Raw genomic sequence first — 21,092 nt, forward strand, 5'->3', positions numbered from 1 at the left:
GTGCTGTGAACGGACCGCTAAAAAAAACCCTCCGTTTCGGGAGGGGGTAAGTAAGATGTCGTTATGAGATGCTGAGTATCAAATACCCAGTTATAGTTGTAGTTTTCGCTAGCGAACAAATTTGTAACATTGAATGACATCGTACGCAAATTAAGCAATGATTTAATACTTAATAACATGATCCAGGTTGCAAAGCTCCTCGTTACGCAGTGGCAATCAATGTTAGAATACGCCCCATTGCGATGATGTAACCATCAAACCATAAGCCTAAATAGAAGTGGAATACGGAATGACAGAATTAAAAAACGACCGCTATCTGCGCGCACTGCTCAAGCAGCCAGTTGATTGCACCCCGGTATGGATGATGCGCCAGGCTGGACGCTATCTGCCAGAATACCGCGCAACACGTGCGCAAGCGGGCGACTTTATGGCGCTGTGCCGTAATGCCGAGCTGGCTTCAGAAGTGACTCTGCAGCCATTGCGTCGTTTCCCGCTCGATGCCGCCATTCTATTTTCAGATATTCTGACTATTCCGGATGCAATGGGCCTTGGCCTGCGTTTTGCGGCCGGAGAAGGTCCGGTGTTTGATCGCCCGATTACCTGTAAAGCTGATGTCGATAAAATTGGTCTGCCGGATCCGGAGGGCGAGCTGCAGTACGTGATGAATGCGGTGCGTCAGATCCGTAAAGACCTGCAGGGGGAAGTTCCGCTGATCGGCTTCTCCGGCAGCCCGTGGACTCTGGCGACTTATATGGTTGAAGGCGGCAGCTCAAAAGCTTTCACCAAGATTAAGAAAATGATGTATGCCGAGCCAGCCACCCTGCACCTGTTGCTGGATAAACTGGCGGATAGCGTGATCGAGTACCTGAATGCGCAAATCAAAGCCGGTGCGCAGTCGGTCATGGTATTTGATACCTGGGGCGGCGTACTGACTCCGCGTGATTACAACCTGTTCTCACTGCAGTACATGCACAAGATTGTCGATGGTCTGATCCGTGAAAACGACGGCCGCCGCGTGCCGGTGACGCTGTTCACTAAAAACGGTGGTATGTGGCTGGAGCAGATTGCTGCCACCGGTTGTGATGCGGTGGGTCTCGACTGGACCATCAATATTGCGGACGCCAAAGCGCGCATTGGTGATAAAGTGGCGCTGCAGGGCAACATGGATCCGTCGATGCTGTACGCTCAGCCGGAGCGGATTCGCGAAGAGGTCGCGTCAATTCTGCAAGGCTTTGGGGAGGGTGGCACCGGCCACGTCTTCAACCTTGGTCATGGCATTCACCTTGATGTGCCGCCGGAAAACGCCGGCGTATTTGTTGATGCGGTGCATGAGTTATCCAAGCCGTACCATAAGTAACTTTGCAGTTTGTAAATATAAGCGCTCGAATCAGGGCGCTTTTTTTTTACTCTGTTCCGGTTCTGAGCGTGTGTGATCATGCCACTGACCACAACTTGGGTATATACTTCACTTAATCAGGAAGGAGTGTGACCGCCAGATGAAAACAAGAGACAGAATTGTCCATGCCGCACTGGAGCTGTTCAATGAGCATGGCGAACGCCCGATGACCACTAATCATATTGCTGCGCACATAGAGATAAGCCCGGGCAATCTCTACTACCATTTTCGCAATAAGCAGGAAATCGTGCGTGAGATTTTTGCCCTCTACTCGAGCGAGCTATTAGAGCGCTTTAAACCTTTGCAGGGGCAGTACGAAACCCTGACTCTGCTTAAGCATTATCTTGATTCGATTTTTACCCTGATGTGGAAATACCGTTTTTTCTACGCCAATTTGCCAGAGATTCTGCAGCGTGACGAAGAGTTGCATCAGGATTACATCCGCGTGCAGGAAAAGTTGCAGGCTAACCTGGTGAACATCATGCAGGCCTTTGTTGACATGCAGTTACTCGACCTCAATAAGGAAGAGATGAAACAGCTGGTCACGACTCTGCATCTGATTGCCTGCAGCTGGCTGGCCTATCAGGCGGCCATGTCACCTAAAACCGACATCACCGAGCAGATTATCCATCAGGGCATGCTGCAGATTATTTCGGTGATGAAACCGAACGCGACCGAGCAGGGAGTGGAGCAGTTGCAATTACTGGCCGATGGCGTACGGGCAATGCATGCTTAAAAGGGATGATATATAACCTTTCATTCTTAGGCTGGTGGCGCAGATACTGATAATTTCCCATGTTAATACAAGGAATTAAAAGTAGCCTTCATTATGCATTATGACGTGTTCAATGGTGATGCCGACGGTATCATCGCTCTGCTTCAGTTGCGCCTCGCGACGCCGCTCGACAGCCAGTTGGTGACTGGGGTCAAACGCGATATTCAACTGCTCGCTAAAGTGCCTTTTCAGACCGGTGACAGTCTGACGGTGCTTGATGTCTCGATGGCAAAAAACAGCGCCGCGTTACAACAGGCACTCGCTGCCGGTGCACGCGTGTTTTACGCCGATCACCATCAGGCCGGTGATATCCCTCAGCATGATAATCTGCAAGCGCATATCAATCTGGATGCGAACATGTGCACGGCTTTGATAGTCGATGAGCTGCTGCAGGGCCAGTACCATGACTGGGCGATTACCGCGGCTTACGGCGATAACCTGCTTAAGGTGGCTGACGGGCTGGCGGCTAAAGCCGGTTTGAGGACCTCTCAGGCTGAGCAGCTTAAAGAGCTCGGCACCCTGATTAACTATAACGGATATGGTAAAACCACCGCCGATCTGCACTACCATCCGGCCGATTTGTTGCGTGCCCTGAGTGGCTACACCTCACCGTTTGAGGTGATTGCCGATCCGGACTCGGCCTATCATGTTCTTAAAGCCGCTTATGAGCGCGATATTGCCCATGCTCTGGCGCTGGAGGCGGTGCATCAAAGTCCGCTGCTGCGTGTGTTTGAACTGCCGGATGAGTCGGCCTCCCATCGTGTCAGCGGGGTGTACGGTAATCTGCTGGCCAATCAGCAGCCGGATCAGGCCCATCTGGTGCTGACCGAAGCCGATGAGCAGCATTTCACGGTCTCGCTGCGCGCGCCGCTCAGCAACAAGCAGGGTGCCGGGACATTGTGTGCACAGTTTGAGACCGGTGGCGGGCGTGAAGCTGCGGCCGGGATTAACCTGCTGCCCAAGCAGGACCTGACCCGTCTGATTGAAGCCGTTGAAGCTTATTATGGTTAAGCTTTGGATGGTTAAGTTATAGCTGAGCACTATCACAGCGCGATGAAACAACAAAGGCCACTCATGAAGTGGCCTTTGAACTAGAACGGATAATAGGATAGACGTTAACGACTCAGCCAGTTACGTGGGTTCTCGGCTTTACTGTTGCGGCGGATCTCAAAATAGAGTGCTGGACGGCTTTGCCCACCGGTATCTCCCGCCAGAGCCAGAGTTTCGCCGGCCGTGACTTTGTCGCCCTCTTTTTTCATCAGTGACTGGTTGAATCCATACAAGGTCATATCGCCTTTGCCGTGATCCAGCAGGACCACCAGGCCGTAACCGCGCAGGTATTCGGCAAACACCACAGTGCCCGGATAAACCGCTTTGACCGCCTGACCATAATTGGCATCGATCACCATGCCTTTCCAGTCAATTTGTCCGGTCTGGCGCTCACCAAAATTATGCAGTACTTGTCCTTTCAGCGGCCACGGCAGCTTGCCGCGCTGCTGGCTGATACCATTCATAGGTACGGCATTGCGTTTGGCGGCTTTGGCGATTTCGGCTTTCAGACGGGTTTCATTACGCTGTAGCTCAGCCAGGTAGACTTTATCACCGGAGATACTTTGTTGAATTTTGCCCAGGGTTTTACGGCGGTTAGTCTGGGTGCTGGCCAGCTGGTCACGTTTATGTGTCTGCTCTTCCAGCAGTGATTCTATTTGATCCCGTTCCAGTTTCAGCTGGTGGTCACTGTCATCCAGTGCCTTGCGAGTCTGCTGCAATGCTTCAATCGTTTCACTGCGCGCTTTGGCCAGGTGCTGATAATACTGGCTGATGCGATCTTGCTGCGCGCTGTTGTTAAAGATATCACCCGCTGAACTGGCACGCTGAGTGATATAGTAGGTTTCAATCAGTTCGGCCAGCTGGTCGGCCTGCTGCTTACGCTGGGTTTCCAGCCGGGCAATTTTTTCCTGCAGCCGGGCAATGTTGGCATTGGCTTGCGCAAGCTGGTTTTTACTGGACTTGATCTGATTCTCCAGCGTGGAAATATCCAGTTCCTGCTGTTTCAATGACTTTTGCAGCTGATCGAGCTCTTTCTGCCGCGCCGACAGTGATTGTTGCTGGCGGGAAATCTCGTTCTTTACCCCTTTCAGCTCCTGCTGCGATGCGGCCTGCGTCGTAAGCGGCAGACTGCCGGCACCGATGACCAGCAGCCACAGACCGAATCGGGCGCGGGAAGCCATTTTGCAAGTGAATAACGTCATGTTTTTACAATAATCGTAATGGGCCTTGAAGCTGCCAGTATACCTAATGGTGCGTATGGCAGGTAAAAAGTTTGTCATTGTTCGGTGGCGGGCACAAAAAGGCGAAAAAAAACCCCGATAAATCGGGGTTTGATAACCGGTAAGCCAGGCTTACGAGAACAGAACTGCGCCAGACATTTCAGCTGGGATTTCCTGATCAGTCAGTGCCAACATGGTTGGCGCCAGATCAGACAGTTTACCGCCCTGTTTCAGGGTAATGTCTTTGTTACCCACATAGATCAGTGGTACTGGCAGGTTGGTGTGCGCAGTGTGCACGCCGCCGGTTTCCGGGTTGATCATCATCTCAGCGTTACCGTGGTCGGCAGTGATCAGCAGTTGACCGTCTGCTTCTTTGATCGCTTCCACGACACGGCCGATACATTCATCAACCGCTTCACATGCTTTAACTGCGGCATCGTATACGCCGGTATGGCCGACCATGTCGCCGTTCGGGTAGTTACAGATGATCGCGTCGTATTGACCAGACTTGATCGCCGCAACCAGTTTGTCCGTCAGCTCTTTGGAGCTCATTTCAGGCTGTAGATCGTAGGTTGCCACTTTTGGTGACGCAACCAGCTGACGCTCTTCACCGTCAAACTCGTTTTCTACGCCGCCGTTGAAGAAGAAAGTCACGTGTGCGTATTTCTCAGTTTCTGAGATACGCAGCTGGGTTTTGCCGCTTTTCGCCAGCCATTCACCGTAAGTGTTTTCCAGCGATGCTGGTGGGAATGCACATAGCAGCGGAATGTCTGCTGCGTATTGAGTCAGCATCACGAAGTCGATCGCCGGGAAGACTTTACGCTCAAAACCTGCAAAGTCAGTCACGAAAGTGCGGGTGATCTGACGTGCACGGTCAGCACGGTAGTTCATAAAGATCACTGCATCGCCGTCTTGCATGGCTGCAGATTCCTGACCTTCCGCACGGATTTCAGACGCTTTAACAAATTCGTCGTTTTCTTCACGTGCGTAAGCCGCTTGCAGCGCTTGCAGCGCAGAATCAAAGGTGAATTCGCCTTGTGCTGCCGTCAGAACATCGTAAGCTTTTTCAACGCGATCCCAGTTGTTATCACGGTCCATCGCGTAGTAGCGACCAACTACCGATGCGATGCGGCCTTTGCCCAGTTTAGCGAACAGCTCATCAAAGCGTTTTAGTGACGCTTCTGCGCTGCGTGGCGGCGTATCACGTCCGTCCAGGAAGCAGTGCAGGTAGATTTTCTCTGCGCCACGTGCTGCTGCCATTTCAACGGCGGCATAGATGTGATCTTCGTGTGAGTGAACGCCACCCGGAGACATCAGACCCATCAGATGAACGGCTTTACCTGCGGCAACCGCTTTGTCGATTGCAGCGACCAGTACTTCATTCTGCTGGAATTCACCGTCGGCAATCGATTTGGTGATGCGAGTCAGATCCTGATACACGATGCGGCCTGCACCGATGTTCGTGTGGCCCACCTCAGAGTTACCCATTTGACCGTCTGGCAGGCCAACGTCCATGCCTGAAGCAGAAATTAGGGTATTCGGATTGTTTGCCATCAGACCATCAAGAACAGGCGTGTTTGCATTGTTGATCGCGTTGCTTGAGTTGTCTTCACGGTAACCCCATCCATCCAGGATCACCAGAGCCATAGGCTTCTTAGCTGACATAGTAATGACCTCGTCAAATTCATAGTAACTAGAAATTAGCGTAATTTTACTACACTTTGCTGTGTTTGCAGTAGGGTAAGATCAATGAATTTCCCTATCAATGCAATAAAACGTTGCCTATTGATCAAATTCAGCAGCCCCTTAACCTCAGTGGCTTTAGGGCTGTTTGCCCCAGTTGTCTGAGGTGTTCGTTGTCTGAGATATCAGTCGTCACATATCTCAGTACACCAATTCTCAGTACACCAAGATACTGGTACCTATCACCGCCACGGTGGCTCCCAGCCAGGCAAAGCGGTTCGGACGTTGCCGGGTATAGACCCAAAGTATAGGCAAAAGCATGATAGGTGTGGTGGAAGAGAGCAGGGCAACCATACCGACATTGCCCTCGCGCAGCGCATACAGAATCAGGGTCATGCCAACCGCCATGGCGAGAAAACCGTTCACCGCGGTAATCACAAAAATACGACCGGTGATTGGGTGCAGTGCCCGGCTGACCTTAGTGCCGGTTGCGCGCAGCACACAGTGGGCACAGAAGGCGGTCATCATCCGGATGGCCGATGCTGCGACAGGGTCGATGCTGGTTTGCATCACCGGCTTGGCAATAATACCGCCCAGCGCCTGGCACAGTGCGGCCGTCAGGCCAAGAGCAACCCCGGCCCAGACGCTGCCATTCAACGTTTCCAGACTGTGGTTTTGTCCGCGCCGGCCAAAAAAGATCGCAGTCAGTACGCCACTGAAAACTAACGCCGAGCCGAGTAATTCCAGGTTGCTCATACTCTCCTGAAACAGGAAATAGCCCATGATGGCGGAAAACACCGCATGGCAGGAAAACAGCAAGCCGGACTGGCGGGGGCCCATCCGGTTCAGGCAGGCAAACAGTGCGGTATCGCCGATAAAAATACCAATCAGACCGGACAACATCATCGGTGTTACGTCAGCCATAGCAACACTGGACCAGCCACCGGTCAGCAGGGCGATACTGGCCAGAATGACCGAGGTGCAGCCCATGCGCCAGCGACTGTAGGCAAATGTGCCCAGATGTCGGGCTGGCGCTACTGATAACAGGCTGGCCACGGCCCACAAAAACGCCGCAGCCAGCGCCAGCCACTCAAATCCCATATGGTTGTCCTTATCAGAAAGGGGAAAGAAAAGAGCACTCAATATGCCATTAACCACATGGAAAACAAAGTGAATTGACCGCAGGGTGGATTGGCAGCGCAATGGTTAAAACAGTGACTTATGGGGCACTGACCGCCAGTCGTACAGTGCGATAGACGGTTAAGCGCAGTATAAAAGACGGGGGCCACACGCCGTGGCGCTGGCCCTATGCAGGGTTATCCTGTTCATAGCAGTACTATCTGTTTAGATCAGGATAGCTACAGCGAGGTAGACAACCAGCAGACCGATAATGCCCAGTGCCAGGCCGGTCTTAGCCATATCTTTGCTTTCAATCAGGCCGGTCGAGTAGGCCAGCGAGTTCGGCGGTGTTGAGACCGGTAATATCATCCCGAGAGAAGCGGAGAATGCCACCACGACTAACAGCCCCTGCAGGCCTCCGGCTTCGGCCAGGCTCGGCATACTGGTACCAATGGCCGCTGCGATTGGCATTAACAGGTTAGCGGTGGCGGTATTGGACATGAAGTTGGCCATCAGCCAGCACACCAGAGATAAGGCGATGACGACGGCCATTGGTGACAGGGTTTCATAATGAATCGCATGCGCCAGTGCGTGGGCAAGTCCGGTTTGTTCCAGACCGATACCAATCGCAATCCCGCCGGCAACCAGCCACAACACATCCCAGTTGATCTGTTTCAGCTCTTCTTTGCCCATAATTCCGGTCAGAGTAAACACTGCCAGCGGAAGGATGGCGACCACGTAAGTGTTCATGCCGTGCAGCGCCGTAGTCATCCACAGCACTATGGTAAGCGCAAAGGTGACATACACCACCATCGCCTGCCAGCTGCGCTGGAAACGACCATCCAGTTTGAGGCTCATACTGGCCTGGGAAGACGGAAACAGTTTTTGTAGTAAAAACCAGGCCAGAGTGAGCTGGATCAGCACAAACGGCAGCCCCATCATCATCCAGGACAAGAAGCTGATGCTGTTATCGCCGGTCAGATACTGCAAGGCGATGGCATTCGGTGGTGTCCCTATTGGCGTGGCGATGCCGCCGGTATTGGCGGCGATTGGAATACACAGTACCAAGGCTTTAATCCCCAGGTCGCCTTTTGGCGCTGAGGCAACGATGGGGCCCAGCAGAGCCAGCATCATCACTGTGGTTGCGGTATTGGACATGAACATCGAGAACACGGACGTGATCAGCATCAGCCCGAGCATAATGAATTTAGGCTGACTGCCAAACGGTTTGAGCAGGACCCGCGCTAGGTTGTTGTCCAGTTCATATTTTGATGCGGCAATGGCCAGGGCAAAGCCACCCATAAACAAGATGATGATCGGTGAGGAAAAGGCGGAAAAAATATCAGTGTAGGCCAGCAGTTGCCCCAGCTCGTGACCTTCAACCGGTGCCCGAAAAGCGTGCAGACCTTTGTTGGAAATCATGACCAGCTCGAGGGCGATGATCAGAATTGAGGTGGCGAATACCGGTACCGGTTCGAGTACCCACAGCAAAGCCGCGAGCAGAAAAATCGCCAGTAAGCGGTGTTGCACCAGAGTCAGGTCGGCGATAGGAATGGCATCGATCGGTAACATCAGCACCAATGCCGGCAATCCGAAACAAATCATCAGCCGCAATATAAGGCTGGTGTTGAGTGTCTGCATCGCGTCTTCCTTATCCAATCGAAATAACTGCAGACAGAGTAAGGTTTTAACCGTGACAGGTCTTAGAGGAGTGGCAAAGTTTTACATATTAAGCGTCATGCAGATCAGGAAGTGTGCGGAGAGTCAAACGTCACCTCCGCAGAAAGCGAAGGCGACGTTGAGCGCTTAGGCTTTATGTGCGTACGCAGCACCTAACATAGTCGGCGTATTGTTCTGCATGGTCACATCAAAACGAATCGCATCTTTAGCAAACAGGTTAATCACAGTTGAGCCCAGTTTGAAACGGCCCATCTCCTGACCTTTTTTCAGTACGACCGCTTTATCACCGTCCGCCGGATAGTCCCAGCGGTATACGGTGTTGCCGCGCGGCGGGGTGACGGTACCCGCCCAGATAAGCTCGATACTGCCGACGATCGTTGCGCCAACCAGCACCTGGGCCATCGGGCCAAATTCAGTATCAAAGATACACACGACACGCTCGTTACGTGCAAACAGGTTTGGCACATTTTCAGCGGTCAGCGGGTTAACCGAAAACAGGTCACCAGGTACGTAAATCATCTGACGCAGTGTGCCATCACACGGCATATGAACACGGTGATAATCGCTTGGCGACAGATACAGTGTGGCAAAGTCACCGTCACGGAATTCTTCTGCCAGTTTGGCATCGCCGCCCAGCAGTTCCTGGGCTGAGAAGTCGTGACCTTTGGCCTGAATAAGTTTGCCATCGGTAATAGGGCCGAATTGGCTCACACAGGCATCGGCCGGGTGGGTAATTACCTCGTCACCAGCGGCAATTGGGCGCGCGCCAGCTTTCAGTTCACGCACGAAAAACTCGTTGAAGGTTTTAAAGTGCTTTGGATCTGAATGCAGTGCTTCGTCCATATTGACGTTGTACTGTTTGATAAACCAGCGAATGACGGCTGTGGTCAGACCGCCAGCCTTGGCTGAAGCCAGTTTACCCATCAGGCGGGTCAGGCCATGTTGGGGAATCCAGTATTGCAGTCTGACTTTAATCTTATCCATTGTTTACAATTCCAATGTGTTTAACTTTTGGGCGCAGAATGTTACTGAAAATAATGACGCATGTCAGCAGTTATCCCAGCATACGTCATTACATCTCTGCTTTTTTATCTGTATCGACGTTTTTGCGCAAAATCGCGACTTAAGCGCTTACAAGTCGGCTTTTTTACTGCGTGAATACTGACGGTTGGCTTTATTTTCACCCATGCTTTCGATAATGCGATGGTAGTTTTCAAAACGCGCGGCACTGATGTCGCCTTTGTCGACCGCTTCACGCAGCATGCAGCCCGGATCGTCACCATGCTTACAGTCACGGAATTTACAGCCACCCAGAAACGGGCGGAACTCGACAAACGCTTTGGTCACTTCTTCTGCACTCAAGTGCCACAGGCCGAATTCACGCACCCCCGGCGAGTCGATAAGGTCGCCACCGGAAGGGATGTGATACAAACGGGCGGCTGTCGTCGTATGTTGACCAAGGCCTGAGGTTTCGGAAATTTCACCCTCTTCCACCCAGTCTTCCAAATCAGGCATCAGGGCATTCACCAGACTGGATTTACCCACACCGGACTGACCGACAAAAATATTGGTGTGTTCACCCAATTTAGCTTCCAGCGCCGCAATGCCTTCACCACTCTTTTTACTGACGTAGAGCACTTCGTAACCGATGCGTTGATATTCACCCAACAAGGTCTGATAGTGTTCACGCTGAGCATCGTCCAGCAGATCGACTTTATTGAGGACCAGCAATGGAGAAATCGCCAGGGTTTCGGCCGCTATCAGATAACGGTCAATGATATTGAGCGATAAGTCGGGCAGAACAGAAGAGACGATCACCATCTGATCGACGTTGGCAGCCACCGGTTTTAAACCATCGTAATAATCCGGGCGGGTCAGTACGGATTGGCGTGGCTCAACGGCTTCGACCACTCCGGAGATGCCGGCCAGCTTTTCCACTCCCGGGCGCCAGATAACTTTGTCACCTGAGACCAGCGTTTCAATCCCTCTGCGCAGGTTACAACGGTGAATTTCACCGCTTTCCGGATCTTCCACATCAGCATGTTGACCAAAACGGGTAATCACCAGACCCGTTTTGGCGCTGTGCAGCATCGACTCATCCCATTCGATGGTTTTTTCCTGTTTCAGTTTACGGTGTTGGTTATTCCGAACGCGTCGTACCTGACCCTTAGTCAGCTTTTTTTTCTTTGCCACTCTGCTCTACTTTCGTGTTGCTGGATGGTTTGGGAAGCCCGGAAAAACTCCGCAGATTGCCGCAAATCATCGGGTTGAAATTTTCGTTATCAGCCGCGGCTGACAATTTGAATTATGTACACTTGGGTATATAGTACCTGCTTTATCGATAAACCTATAGGTACCCGTCTATGTCTTTTAGCGATCAAAACCTGATTTGGGTCGATCTGGAGATGACTGGCTTAGAGCCGGAATCTCATAAAATCATTGAAATTGCGACTATTGTGACCGACTCTCAGCTCAATATTCTGGCTGAAGGTCCGGTGTTAGCAATTCATCAGCCAGAATCAGAATTGCAGAAAATGGATGACTGGTGTACCAATACGCATACCTCAAGCGGGCTGGTGGAGCGTGTGCGCAATAGTACCATCAGCGAAGATGAAGCCGTTGAACAGACTATCGCGTTTTTGCGCCAGTGGGTTCCTGAGGGTAAGTCACCCATCTGTGGTAACAGCATCGGCCAGGATCGTCGCTTCCTTTACCAGCATATGCCACGCCTGGAAGCCTATTTTCATTATCGCTATCTTGATGTCAGTACCCTGAAAGAACTGACTCGGCGCTGGAAACCGGAAATTCTGGATGGTTTTTCTAAACAGGGCAGCCACCTTGCTCTGGATGATATTCGTGAGTCGATTGCTGAACTCAAATATTATCGTGCGACCATATTCTCCATCTGATTTGTGGTGCGAATAACGCATTTGGGCTGTGTTCAATGTCCGCTTGAGACGCTTGCTGCTGCTATAGTCGCCAGTAAGCCTCTCAAATATGGTGCTTTCTGCATGTTTTTTCGGCAAACAAAAAAAACTTCTGTTTTTTTAGCGAGAATCTCTTGCATCGCAAAAAAATGCTCTTATAATTCGCAGCCCTAAACGACGGAAATCGTTGTTGATGCGACACTAGCTCAGTTGGTAGAGCGCAACCTTGCCAAGGTTGAGGTCACGAGTTCGAACCTCGTGTGTCGCTCCAAAATCTTTCTTAACAGAAAGTACAGCCTGTATCGTGCTTAACGATGACAATGCGACACTAGCTCAGTTGGTAGAGCGCAACCTTGCCAAGGTTGAGGTCACGAGTTCGAACCTCGTGTGTCGCTCCAAAATCTTTCTTAACAGAAAGTACAGCCTTTATCGTGCTTAACGATGACATGCGACACTAGCTCAGTTGGTAGAGCGCAACCTTGCCAAGGTTGAGGTCACGAGTTCGAACCTCGTGTGTCGCTCCAAATTACTTTCTTAACAGAAAGTAAAAGCCTTCATCGTGCTTAACGGTGACACAATACGGACGCGGGGTGGAGCAGCTTGGTAGCTCGTCGGGCTCATAACCCGAAGGTCGTCGGTTCAAATCCGGCCCCCGCAACCACATTCAGATAGTCTGAACGTTATGAGAATCATAACCCTCAGGCCGTCGACGGATGCGCCGCCCGGTACAAACCCGGCCCCGCAACCAAATTCAAGCAATTGGTTTAATAACGAATTGTTATGCGACACTAGCTCAGTTGGTAGAGCGCAACCTTGCCAAGGTTGAGGTCACGAGTTCGAACCTCGTGTGTCGCTCCAAATTCTTTCTTAACAGAAAGTAAAAGCCTTCATCGTGCTTAACGGTGACACAATACGGACGCGGGGTGGAGCAGCTTGGTAGCTCGTCGGGCTCATAACCCGAAGGTCGTCGGTTCAAATCCGGCCCCCGCAACCAAATTTCAGATAGTCTGAACGTTATGAGAATCATAACCCTCAGGCCGTCGACGGATGCGCCGCCCGGTACAAACCCGGCCCCGCAACCAAATTCAAACAATTGGTTTAATAACGAATTGTTATGCGACACTAGCTCAGTTGGTAGAGCGCAACCTTGCCAAGGTTGAGGTCACGAGTTCGAACCTCGTGTGTCGCTCCATTTTCTTTGATAAAGAAAGCTAGATTAATCGTTAATACGATTAATCCTTGCGACACTCGCTCATTAAATAGAGCGCAACCTTGCTAAGGTTGAGGTCACGCCTTTTTGTTAAAGGTAAGGGAACCTCGTGTGTCGCTCCAAATTCTTTCTTAACAGAAAGTAAAAGCCTTCATCGTGCTTAACGGTGACACAATACGGACGCGGGGTGGAGCAGCTTGGTAGCTCGTCGGGCTCATAACCCGAAGGTCGTCGGTTCAAATCCGGCCCCCGCAACCAAATTCAAGCAATTGGTTTAATAACGAATTGTTATGCGACACTAGCTCAGTTGGTAGAGCGCAACCTTGCCAAGGTTGAGGTCACGAGTTCGAACCTCGTGTGTCGCTCCAAATTCTTTCTTAACCGAAAGTACAAGCCCTCATCGTGCTCAACGGTGAACACAATACGGACGCGGGGTGGAGCAGCTTGGTAGCTCGTCGGGCTCATAACCCGAAGGTCGTCGGTTCAAATCCGGCCCCCGCAACCAAATTCAAGATAGTCTGCTCGTTGTGATAATCATAACCCTCAGGCCGTCGACGGATGCGCCGCCCGGTTCAAATCTGGCCCCCGCAACCAAATTTCAGATAGTCTGAACGTTATGAGAATCATAACCCTCAGGCCGTCGACGGATGCGCCGCCCGATTCAAATCCGGCCCCCGCAACCAAATTCAAGATAGTCTGACCGTTGTGATAATCATAACCCTCAGGTCATCGACGGATGCGCCGCTAGGTTCAAATACAGCCCGGCAAAGCAACCAAATTCAACAAAGTGAATAGAAGTTAAAGAATACTGCGACTGGTTCGCAGATTTTTTTGCTTTGAAAACAGCAAATCTGGCTTAGTCGCCAACGCTCTTTCTCTAATGCTGTGAAGCATAAACCCCCATTTAAAAAGAACACGCTGCTGTCTGGCAGGGTGGTTTTTTTACCTCAAAAAAACATTATCCAGCAAGTTTTCGTTGCTCTTTTGTCAGGAGTACACGGATTTTGTACCGTTCATTAACAGACTTATCCACAGAATAGAATTGTGGATAACTTGGTGTATAAAGTGTTTTTCAGTAGCTGGAATGGACACTTGCGGCAGGATCTTTTCTCGTGTCCCCAGTTATGTTCAACAACTGGGTTATATGTAACTTTTTGATTCTAATAGATATCTTTTGATTTTTCTCGGTTTTCTTCTGGATAAAAAACGATCATTAACTGTATTTTCGTTGATCCTAATCATTTCCTGCTGGTGTGACTAACTTTTCTGAAATTTAGAAAATGAAGTGGAGTTAAAATTTTTTCCACATTACGTATATTTGAGAACCATATCAAAGTATGTGCGTAGCGGTTGTGTCACCAGATATTACTCATGCATCCCTTGGCAGCCCTTTTTGGATTATCCGTATTAAGCGTTGATGCTTGTTATTCGTCTGTGGTAACTGTTGGTACTGTTGCGCCAGCGCCCACTCAATATGTGTATCCAGCAATTCTGAGCGGCCTTGGTGACTCTCCAGCGTGGCAATGATTCTGCCAGAGTAAGGGGCATTCCCCATGGCAACAATTAAGTTACGCTGCCATTGCTCATGGCCGATACGTCTAATTGCCGAGCCTTGCATATTGCGTAGGAAGGTTTCTTCATCCCATTCAAATAGCGTGACCAGATCCGGGTCGTTAAAAATATCCCGTCGATGAAAATCGATCTGTTCGGTCACATCGGAAAAGCGGTTCCACGGACACACCAACTGACAATCATCACAGCCATAAATTCGGTTACCCATCGCTTGGCGAAACTCGAGCGGTATCACACCGGCAAACTCAATTGTCAGATACGAAATGCAGCGTCTGGCATCAACGACCCCTTCTTCTGTAATCGCACCGGTCGGGCAGGATGTCATGCAGGCCTGGCATTTTCCGCACTCATTACTGGCTGGTGTATCAACCGGCAACGGGATATCAACCAGCAACTCACCGAGAAAGAACCATGAACCTGCGTCTTTATCCAGTATCAGTGAGTGCTTGCCGCTCCAGCCCAGTCCGGCTTTTTGCGCCAGCGGGCGCTCCAGAATAGGCGCCGAGTCCACAAACGGGCGATAACCTAACTGTCCCACGGCCTGCTCAATTTTTTCACCCAGCTTTTTTAACTGGTTGCGTACCAGCTTGTGATAGTCACGCCCCAGCGCATAGCGGCTGATATAGGCCTGGCTCGGATCATCAAGGTTACTGGCAAACTGGGCTTGTGGTGGCAGATAGTTCATTCGTGCGCTGATAACCCGAATCGTGCCTGGCAGCAGCTCGTCTGGCCGGGCTCTTAGCATGCCATGTCTTGCCATCCAGTCCATATCACCATGGTAGCCGGCATCCAGCCAGCGCTGCAGCTCCGCTTCGTGTTCACTTAGATCGACATCGCAGATCCCAACCTTGTCAAAACCGAGTTGTTTGGCCCACAGTTTGATTTGATCGGCAAGTTGATGGTAATCCATAGTCTAACGCTCGCTGCAAGGGGGGCGGGATCTTAGCGGATCTCAGTCTGTGGATCCAGCCGGATCCGGCGCTTTTACTTCTTATCCACCGAAGATTTTTCGGTATGCTTACAGAACAGAGCTTGTCTCTTAAATCCAACCCAGTTTACTATTCTGTTTCTTTTGATTTTTATATAGTCGATGTTCGACGTATTAGAGATATTATTCATGAGCACCAAGACTTTCACTCTTAAAGATGAGCAAGAGACGGTAAAACTCGGCACGGCGCTGGCAAATCTGTGCTCGCAACAAACCACCCTCTATCTGCACGGTGATCTAGGCGCCGGTAAAACCACGTTCAGCCGCGGTTTCATTCGCGCTCTCGGTCATCCGGGTAATGTGAAAAGCCCGACTTACACCTTGGTGGAACCGTATCAGTTAGCCGATTGGCAGGTTTATCATTTTGATCTTTACCGTCTGGCGGATCCGGAAGAGTTAGAATTCATGGGTATCCGCGATTACTTTACCGATGATGCTATTTGTCTGGTGGAATGGCCTGAGAAGGGCTACGGCATGCTGCCCACATCCGACCTGGATATTGAAATGCGTTACGATGGGCAGCAACGTCAGGCGGTGTTGACGGCCAATAATGACTATGGGCGAACTTTACTGAGTCAGTTGGAGTTATGTTGATTGTTAAACCTTCCCGTTTTTGCAGCGCCCTGATTGTCATGGCGCTGGCATTTGTTTCTGCGCTTGCGAATGCCAATGTTCTCGAAGGGGTGCGGGTCTGGCCCTCACCCGATGAAACTCGTGTCGTGATCGACGTTAAGTCTGAGGTCACCTTCAGTTACTTTACCTTAAGTGGCCCTGATCGCCTGGTGGTTGACCTGCAGCAAACCTCATCAGGCACTAAGCTGCCGGTTTCGGTCAGCGACAGTGCAATTCTTACCAAAATCCGTGCCAGCTCTCCTCCTGAGAAATCGACCTACCGTCTGGTGCTGGAATTGAAAAAAAGCACCACGCCGCAATTGTTCAAACTGGCTCCGACACCGGGAGGGCAGTACGGTCATCGTTTGGTCATCGATCTGCCCCATGGCGATACGTCATCGACCGCGTCATCTGCTGGCAGCAGCGAGAATAAAGTCAGCCGAGATGCCTCTCAGCTGTATGGTACCGAAGATATCGTGGTGGCTATCGACGCCGGACATGGTGGCGAAGATCCGGGCTCAATTGGTCCGTCCCGTCGCTATGAAAAGGACATCACGCTGAGTGTGGCCAAGAAGCTGGCGGCGCAGATCAATGCGGTTCCGGGTATGAAGGCGGTACTGACTCGTCGTGGCGACTATTTCGTCAATCTCAACAAACGTTCAGAAATCGCCCGTAAGAACAAAGCGCACTTATTGGTGTCGGTACACGCAGACGCATTCCGTTCGCCGCAGCCGCGTGGCGCATCGGTGTTTGTGCTTAACACCCGTCGTGCCAATACCGAGATTGCCCGTTGGGTTGAAAATCATGAGCAGCAATCAGAATTACTGGGTGGTGCCGGTGAAGTATTGTCTAAGAACAATGCCGACCGCAACGTCAGTCAGACCTTGCTTGATCTGCAGTTCAGCCATTCGCAGAAAGAGGGCTACAAAGTCGCCTCCAACATTTTGCGGGAAATGGGTAAAGTGGCACACTTACATAAAAAAGACCCGGTCAACGCCAGTCTGGCAGTGTTGAAATCACCGGATATTCCTTCGGTGTTGGTAGAGACCGGTTTTATCTCTAACCCCACGGAGGAGAAGCTACTCTTCCAGCGCAGCCATCAGGACAAGCTGGCCCGGGCGATGACCAAAGCGGTGGTGCAGTATTTTGAGGATAATCCGCCGGAAGGAACACTGTTTGCCAACCGGGGTAAAAAGCAGCAGCATAAAGTGGCGCGCGGCGAATCGTTGTCGGTGATTGCCAGTAAGTACGGTACCAGCGTGGATACCCTGATGCAGGTCAACAAGCTGAAAAGCAGCAGCATTGCGGTGGGGCAGGTACTGACTATTCCGGGAGGGCAGCGTTCTCCGGTCCAGGTTCCGGTGCTGAATAATCCGGTTGAGACCGAGACGATTACCCATGAGGTGAAATCCGGTGATTACCTCGGTAAGCTTGCCGCGACCTATAAAGTATCGGTTGAGGCGATTAAGCGTGAGAATAACCTGAAGTCCGATACTCTGCGCCTGGGACAGAAGCTGAAAATTACCGTCAGTCTGAAAGATAAGCCATTGCGTAAACATAAGGTGGCGCGTGGTGAATTCCTCGGTAAAATTGCCTCACAATACAGTGTCAGCGTTCAGAGTATTCGCGATGCCAACAAGCTGCGTTCTGATCAGCTGGCGGTGGGACAGGTGCTGATTATTCCCAATAAATAACACGGGGCGTGTATGACGATTCGTATTTTGCCGGCACGTCTGGCAAACCAGATTGCCGCCGGGGAAGTGGTGGAAAGACCGGCTTCTGTGGTCAAAGAACTGGTTGAGAACAGCCTTGATTCCGGTGCTACCCGCATCGATATCGATATCGAAAAAGGCGGTGCCAAGCTGATCCGTATCCGAGATAACGGCTGCGGGATAGATAAAGATGAATTAGGGCTGGCATTGAGTCGTCACGCGACCTCTAAAATCCATACTCTGGATGATCTCGAAGCCATCATCAGCCTCGGCTTTCGTGGTGAAGCGCTGGCCAGTATCAGTTCGGTGTCACGTCTGACTATGACTTCTCGCCCGGCGACACAGGAAGAAGCCTGGTCCGCCTACAGTGAAGGCCGCGATATGGAAGTGAAGCTGCAACCGGCAGCACATCCGATCGGAACCAGTGTGGAAGTGCTGGATCTGTTTTTCAATACTCCGGCGCGGCGCAAATTCCTGCGTACCGAAAAGACCGAATTTACCCATATCGACGAGTTGCTCAAGCGTATTGCTCTGAGCCGTTTTGATGTCACCTTTAATCTGCGCCATAACGGTAAAATGATTCGCCAGTACCGGGCTGCCAAAACGGAAATTCAGCTGGAAAAGCGTATTGCTGCGGTTTGCGGTGCCTCTTTTGTGCGTCATATGCTGAAAATTGAGCTCGAACATCAGGGGCTCAGACTGCATGGCTGGATAACCACCCCAGAGGGCGCCCGTAGCCAAAGTGACTTGCAGTACTGCTATGTCAACGGACGCATGATGCGCGACAAACTCATCAATCATGCCATCCGCCAGAGTTATGAAACCAGCCTGCGTCCCGACCAGTTCGCAACTTATGTCCTGTTTATCGAAATCGATCCGCATCAAGTGGATGTTAATGTCCACCCCGCCAAGCATGAGGTGCGTTTCCATCAGGCCCGACTGGTGCATGATTTTATTTATCAGGCGCTGAGCAGCGCGTTAGCACAAAGCCAGCATATTGATGCTCCGGCCCACAGTGAAGCGGCATTCCATCAGCCCCATTCGTCGTCTCAGCCATCCCCGCCAGTGCAGCCAAGTGACCAGGCCGTGATGTCAGAGCAGGCCGCGATGTCAGAACAGACGGCAGAAGAGGACAACCGGCTGGCGCAGCCAGCGGTGGCTGAAGCCGGCTCATCGCCGGTGCCTCAGCATGTTTATCGTGCGGTGGAAAATACCCCGTCCTATCCGGGGCGTTCTGACTACGCCTCCGACCGCTCTTCATCAGGCGGCGAGCGCAGTCAGGTGCGTGAATCGGCGCCGCGTTCTGAGTGGCGTGAGGTCTCGTCTTCGTCGGGCCGGGCGGCATCCGAGCGCGGTTCCAAACCGTCTCCCAGTGCGGCAGAGGTCAGAGCCTACCAGCGTTTAATGCAAACCCCGGATTTACCATCCGCAGCTTCACAAGGCGATCAACCAGCTCAGCACCAGACACAGGTTCCCCATCCAGAGGAGTTGCCGCTCAGCCTCGAACAGCTCGGCAAAGCGGTTGCTGTGGTGGAAGGCGAGTATCTGCTGATGACGTCTCTGCAGGGGTGTGTATTGTTGTCACTGGCCAAAGCGGCCTGGCTGCGCAGTCGTGGTCAGCTTGAACCGCAGCAAGAGTCACTCAGGAGTCAGCCGCTGTTGGTACCGCTGGCACTGAAAATTTCCCCGCAGGAAGCTGCCGCGCTGCCGCATTATCAGCCTCTGCTCAGCCGGTTTGGTATTGAGCTCAAAGCGCGCAATGGCACTTCTTTGATGGTGATGGGGGTGCCGCAACCATTAAGGCAGCAAAATCTGCAAAACTTACTGCCAGATCTGTTATCTTACGTCACCCAAATTTACGAGCAGGCAGCGGATGAGTTAACCCTCGGCGCTCTGGCGGATTGGTTGGCTGATTATGTGGCAGACCGCAAAGCGGACTACACTTTGTCGCAGGCCATCCAATTGATAGCAGAGATTGAGCAGTTGTGGCAGGGAACCCTTCCCTTACACGACAGGCAGTTTGTCCGGCCTGTGGATTTTTCCGCGACCATTGCAGCATTGAAGTCATGAGTGAACAATTACCTTTAGCCCTGTTTTTAATGGGGCCGACCGCCTCCGGTAAAACCGATCTGGCGATTCGCCTGCGCCAGAAATTCCCGGTCGAGATCATCAGTGTCGATTCCGCTTTGATTTATAAAGGCATGGATATCGGCACCGCCAAGCCGGAGCCGTCTGAACTGGCACTGGCGCCGCATCGTCTGATCGATATTCTCGATCCGAGCGAGGCTTACTCAGCAGCTGATTTTCGTCGCGATGCCCTGCGTGAAATGCAGGCGATTGCCGATCAGGGCAAAATCCCGCTACTGGTGGGCGGTACTATGCTGTATTACAAAGCGCTGCTGGAAGGTTTATCGCCTCTGCCGGCGGCGAATCCTGATATTCGTCAGCAGATCGATGACGAGGCCAAACAGTTTGGCTGGGCTCATCTGCATCAGCAGTTGCAAGACATTGATCCCGTTTCTGCGCAGCGAATTCATCCAAATGATCCACAAAGATTGTCTCGGGCATTGGAAGTTTACCGGATTTCAGGTAAAACTCTTACTGAACTGACTCAAACTAAAGGTGAGGCATTGCCTTTCCGGGTTAAGCAGTTCGCTATAGCTCCCAAGGAAAGGGCTGAACTCCATCGTCGAATTGAACTCCGATTTGAAAAGATGGTCGAAGCCGGGTTTGAACAAGAAGTCAGAGCGCTGTATCAGCGTGATGATCTTCACCCGGATCTGCCATCCATTCGTTGTGTCGGTTATCGACAGATGTGGGATTACTTAGACGGGAACGGTACTCTGGATGAAGCGATTTTTCGCGGAATCTGCGCCACTCGTCAATTGGCCAAGCGTCAGATCACCTGGTTACGCAGCTGGAATGATTTAACTTGGTTAGATAGCGAAAACGTTGAACAAGCATTGGAAACTCTCTCAAATGCCATAGCATCTGATTGAATTAGCTGTGTATAATGTGATCGCTTTTGCGTAGATGTACCCTGTAAAGGATCCGTTACTTGTTTTTGGCGCATCTGCCCCAATCATAGGTAACAACGGGGTGATTTTATTCGTTTAGCTCAGATGCGAAGGCCGCACAGAAGTTCGTG

Annotated in this window: 15 protein-coding genes and 10 tRNA genes; 18 read left to right on the forward strand and 7 right to left on the reverse strand. The window is 51.5% G+C overall.

What is annotated here, in order from left to right:
• Positions 1-289: 289 nt before the first annotated feature.
• The 3 genes from hemE (at position 290) to J0X00_RS13195 (ending at position 3,182) form a co-directional block, all read left to right on the forward strand.
• Entirely contained in the window at positions 290-1,357 is a 1,068-nt protein-coding gene (hemE, locus tag J0X00_RS13185) for a uroporphyrinogen decarboxylase (protein WP_136487890.1), read from the forward strand.
• A 139-nt stretch (positions 1,358-1,496) separates the two neighbouring features.
• Positions 1,497-2,132, forward strand: coding sequence for a TetR/AcrR family transcriptional regulator (locus J0X00_RS13190; protein WP_136487889.1), 636 nt, complete (start codon positions 1,497-1,499; stop codon positions 2,130-2,132).
• Positions 2,133-2,225: 93 nt separating this feature from the next.
• Positions 2,226-3,182, forward strand: a complete 957-nt coding sequence (locus tag J0X00_RS13195) for a DHH family phosphoesterase (RefSeq protein WP_136487888.1) — start codon at positions 2,226-2,228, stop codon at positions 3,180-3,182.
• 104 nt (positions 3,183-3,286) lie between these two features.
• Here J0X00_RS13195 and J0X00_RS13200 read toward each other — a convergent pair whose 3' ends face one another.
• The 6 genes from J0X00_RS13200 to rsgA all read right to left on the reverse strand — a co-directional run bounded on the left by J0X00_RS13200 (position 3,287) and on the right by rsgA (position 11,116).
• On the reverse strand, positions 3,287-4,423 hold the full coding sequence (locus J0X00_RS13200; protein WP_136487887.1) for a murein hydrolase activator EnvC: 1,137 nt from the start codon (positions 4,421-4,423) through the stop codon (positions 3,287-3,289).
• A 150-nt stretch (positions 4,424-4,573) separates the two neighbouring features.
• The gene (gpmM, locus tag J0X00_RS13205; RefSeq protein ID WP_136487886.1) at positions 4,574-6,106 is read right to left on the reverse strand and encodes a 2,3-bisphosphoglycerate-independent phosphoglycerate mutase; all 1,533 of its coding nucleotides are present in this window, start codon (positions 6,104-6,106) and stop codon (positions 4,574-4,576) included.
• Between the two features lie 234 nt (positions 6,107-6,340).
• Positions 6,341-7,225: a DMT family transporter gene (locus tag J0X00_RS13210; RefSeq protein ID WP_282478235.1), complete on the reverse strand. Its 885-nt coding sequence runs from the start codon at positions 7,223-7,225 to the stop codon at positions 6,341-6,343.
• Between the two features lie 243 nt (positions 7,226-7,468).
• Entirely contained in the window at positions 7,469-8,884 is a 1,416-nt protein-coding gene (locus J0X00_RS13215) for an SLC13 family permease (protein WP_282478236.1), read from the reverse strand.
• Between the two features lie 165 nt (positions 8,885-9,049).
• Entirely contained in the window at positions 9,050-9,907 is an 858-nt protein-coding gene (gene asd / locus J0X00_RS13220; protein ID WP_136487883.1) for an archaetidylserine decarboxylase, read from the reverse strand.
• Between the two features lie 147 nt (positions 9,908-10,054).
• The gene (rsgA, locus tag J0X00_RS13225) at positions 10,055-11,116 is read right to left on the reverse strand and encodes a small ribosomal subunit biogenesis GTPase RsgA (protein WP_136487882.1); all 1,062 of its coding nucleotides are present in this window, start codon (positions 11,114-11,116) and stop codon (positions 10,055-10,057) included.
• A gap of 170 nt (positions 11,117-11,286) precedes the next feature.
• On the opposite strand from rsgA, the gene orn reads away from it, so the two are divergent.
• The 11 genes from orn to J0X00_RS13280 all read left to right on the forward strand — a co-directional run bounded on the left by orn (position 11,287) and on the right by J0X00_RS13280 (position 13,565).
• Entirely contained in the window at positions 11,287-11,832 is a 546-nt protein-coding gene (orn, locus tag J0X00_RS13230; protein WP_218562437.1) for an oligoribonuclease, read from the forward strand.
• Between the two features lie 213 nt (positions 11,833-12,045).
• Positions 12,046-12,121: transfer RNA gene (locus tag J0X00_RS13235), tRNA-Gly, on the forward strand.
• A gap of 51 nt (positions 12,122-12,172) precedes the next feature.
• Positions 12,173-12,248: transfer RNA gene (locus J0X00_RS13240), tRNA-Gly, on the forward strand.
• A 50-nt stretch (positions 12,249-12,298) separates the two neighbouring features.
• Positions 12,299-12,374, forward strand: a tRNA-Gly gene (locus J0X00_RS13245).
• 60 nt (positions 12,375-12,434) lie between these two features.
• Positions 12,435-12,511: transfer RNA gene (locus tag J0X00_RS13250), tRNA-Met, on the forward strand.
• Between the two features lie 121 nt (positions 12,512-12,632).
• A tRNA-Gly gene (locus J0X00_RS13255) sits at positions 12,633-12,708 on the forward strand.
• Positions 12,709-12,767: 59 nt separating this feature from the next.
• A tRNA-Met gene (locus J0X00_RS13260) sits at positions 12,768-12,844 on the forward strand.
• A gap of 122 nt (positions 12,845-12,966) precedes the next feature.
• Positions 12,967-13,042, forward strand: a tRNA-Gly gene (locus tag J0X00_RS13265).
• A gap of 199 nt (positions 13,043-13,241) precedes the next feature.
• Positions 13,242-13,318: transfer RNA gene (locus J0X00_RS13270), tRNA-Met, on the forward strand.
• A gap of 34 nt (positions 13,319-13,352) precedes the next feature.
• Positions 13,353-13,428: transfer RNA gene (locus J0X00_RS13275), tRNA-Gly, on the forward strand.
• Positions 13,429-13,488: 60 nt separating this feature from the next.
• Positions 13,489-13,565: transfer RNA gene (locus J0X00_RS13280), tRNA-Met, on the forward strand.
• Between the two features lie 864 nt (positions 13,566-14,429).
• Here J0X00_RS13280 and queG read toward each other — a convergent pair.
• Positions 14,430-15,542, reverse strand: a complete 1,113-nt coding sequence (gene queG / locus J0X00_RS13285) for a tRNA epoxyqueuosine(34) reductase QueG (protein WP_282478237.1) — start codon at positions 15,540-15,542, stop codon at positions 14,430-14,432.
• A 207-nt stretch (positions 15,543-15,749) separates the two neighbouring features.
• On the opposite strand from queG, the gene tsaE reads away from it, so the two are divergent.
• From tsaE to miaA, 4 genes are read left to right on the forward strand one after another with little or no spacing between them, the layout of a single operon-like run.
• Complete coding sequence (tsaE, locus tag J0X00_RS13290; protein ID WP_136487901.1) at positions 15,750-16,214, forward strand: tRNA (adenosine(37)-N6)-threonylcarbamoyltransferase complex ATPase subunit type 1 TsaE; 465 nt, start codon at positions 15,750-15,752, stop codon at positions 16,212-16,214.
• 38 nt (positions 16,215-16,252) lie between these two features.
• Positions 16,253-17,926 carry an N-acetylmuramoyl-L-alanine amidase gene (locus tag J0X00_RS13295; protein ID WP_282478294.1) on the forward strand — a complete coding sequence of 558 codons (1,674 nt, stop codon included), beginning with the start codon at positions 16,253-16,255 and terminating at the stop codon, positions 17,924-17,926.
• Positions 17,927-17,938: 12 nt separating this feature from the next.
• A complete protein-coding gene (gene mutL / locus J0X00_RS13300; RefSeq protein ID WP_282478238.1) occupies positions 17,939-20,014 on the forward strand; it encodes a DNA mismatch repair endonuclease MutL in 2,076 nt (691 codons plus the stop codon).
• A complete protein-coding gene (gene miaA / locus J0X00_RS13305) occupies positions 20,011-20,943 on the forward strand; it encodes a tRNA (adenosine(37)-N6)-dimethylallyltransferase MiaA (RefSeq protein ID WP_136487904.1) in 933 nt (310 codons plus the stop codon). The genes mutL and miaA overlap by 4 nt, the downstream gene beginning before the upstream one ends.
• Positions 20,944-21,092: the final 149 nt, after the last annotated feature.

Source organism: Vibrio sp. ABG19 (assembly GCF_029962385.1).
In the GTDB taxonomy this organism is placed as follows: Bacteria; Pseudomonadota; Gammaproteobacteria; order Enterobacterales; family Vibrionaceae; genus Vibrio; species Vibrio ostreae.

Coding starts and splice junctions, on each gene's coding strand:
- J0X00_RS13295 (WP_282478294.1), top strand. CDS start 16,253: ATGGCGCTGGCATTTGTTTCTGCGCTTGCGAATGCCAATGTTCTCGAA.
- queG (WP_282478237.1), bottom strand. CDS start 15,542: ATGGATTACCATCAACTTGCCGATCAAATCAAACTGTGGGCCAAACAA.
- asd (WP_136487883.1), bottom strand. CDS start 9,907: ATGGATAAGATTAAAGTCAGACTGCAATACTGGATTCCCCAACATGGC.
- J0X00_RS13195 (WP_136487888.1), top strand. CDS start 2,226: ATGCATTATGACGTGTTCAATGGTGATGCCGACGGTATCATCGCTCTG.
- mutL (WP_282478238.1), top strand. CDS start 17,939: ATGACGATTCGTATTTTGCCGGCACGTCTGGCAAACCAGATTGCCGCC.
- J0X00_RS13200 (WP_136487887.1), bottom strand. CDS start 4,423: ATGACGTTATTCACTTGCAAAATGGCTTCCCGCGCCCGATTCGGTCTG.
- orn (WP_218562437.1), top strand. CDS start 11,287: ATGTCTTTTAGCGATCAAAACCTGATTTGGGTCGATCTGGAGATGACT.
- miaA (WP_136487904.1), top strand. CDS start 20,011: ATGAGTGAACAATTACCTTTAGCCCTGTTTTTAATGGGGCCGACCGCC.
- J0X00_RS13210 (WP_282478235.1), bottom strand. CDS start 7,225: ATGGGATTTGAGTGGCTGGCGCTGGCTGCGGCGTTTTTGTGGGCCGTG.
- gpmM (WP_136487886.1), bottom strand. CDS start 6,106: ATGTCAGCTAAGAAGCCTATGGCTCTGGTGATCCTGGATGGATGGGGT.
- J0X00_RS13215 (WP_282478236.1), bottom strand. CDS start 8,884: ATGCAGACACTCAACACCAGCCTTATATTGCGGCTGATGATTTGTTTC.
- J0X00_RS13190 (WP_136487889.1), top strand. CDS start 1,497: ATGAAAACAAGAGACAGAATTGTCCATGCCGCACTGGAGCTGTTCAAT.
- tsaE (WP_136487901.1), top strand. CDS start 15,750: ATGAGCACCAAGACTTTCACTCTTAAAGATGAGCAAGAGACGGTAAAA.
- hemE (WP_136487890.1), top strand. CDS start 290: ATGACAGAATTAAAAAACGACCGCTATCTGCGCGCACTGCTCAAGCAG.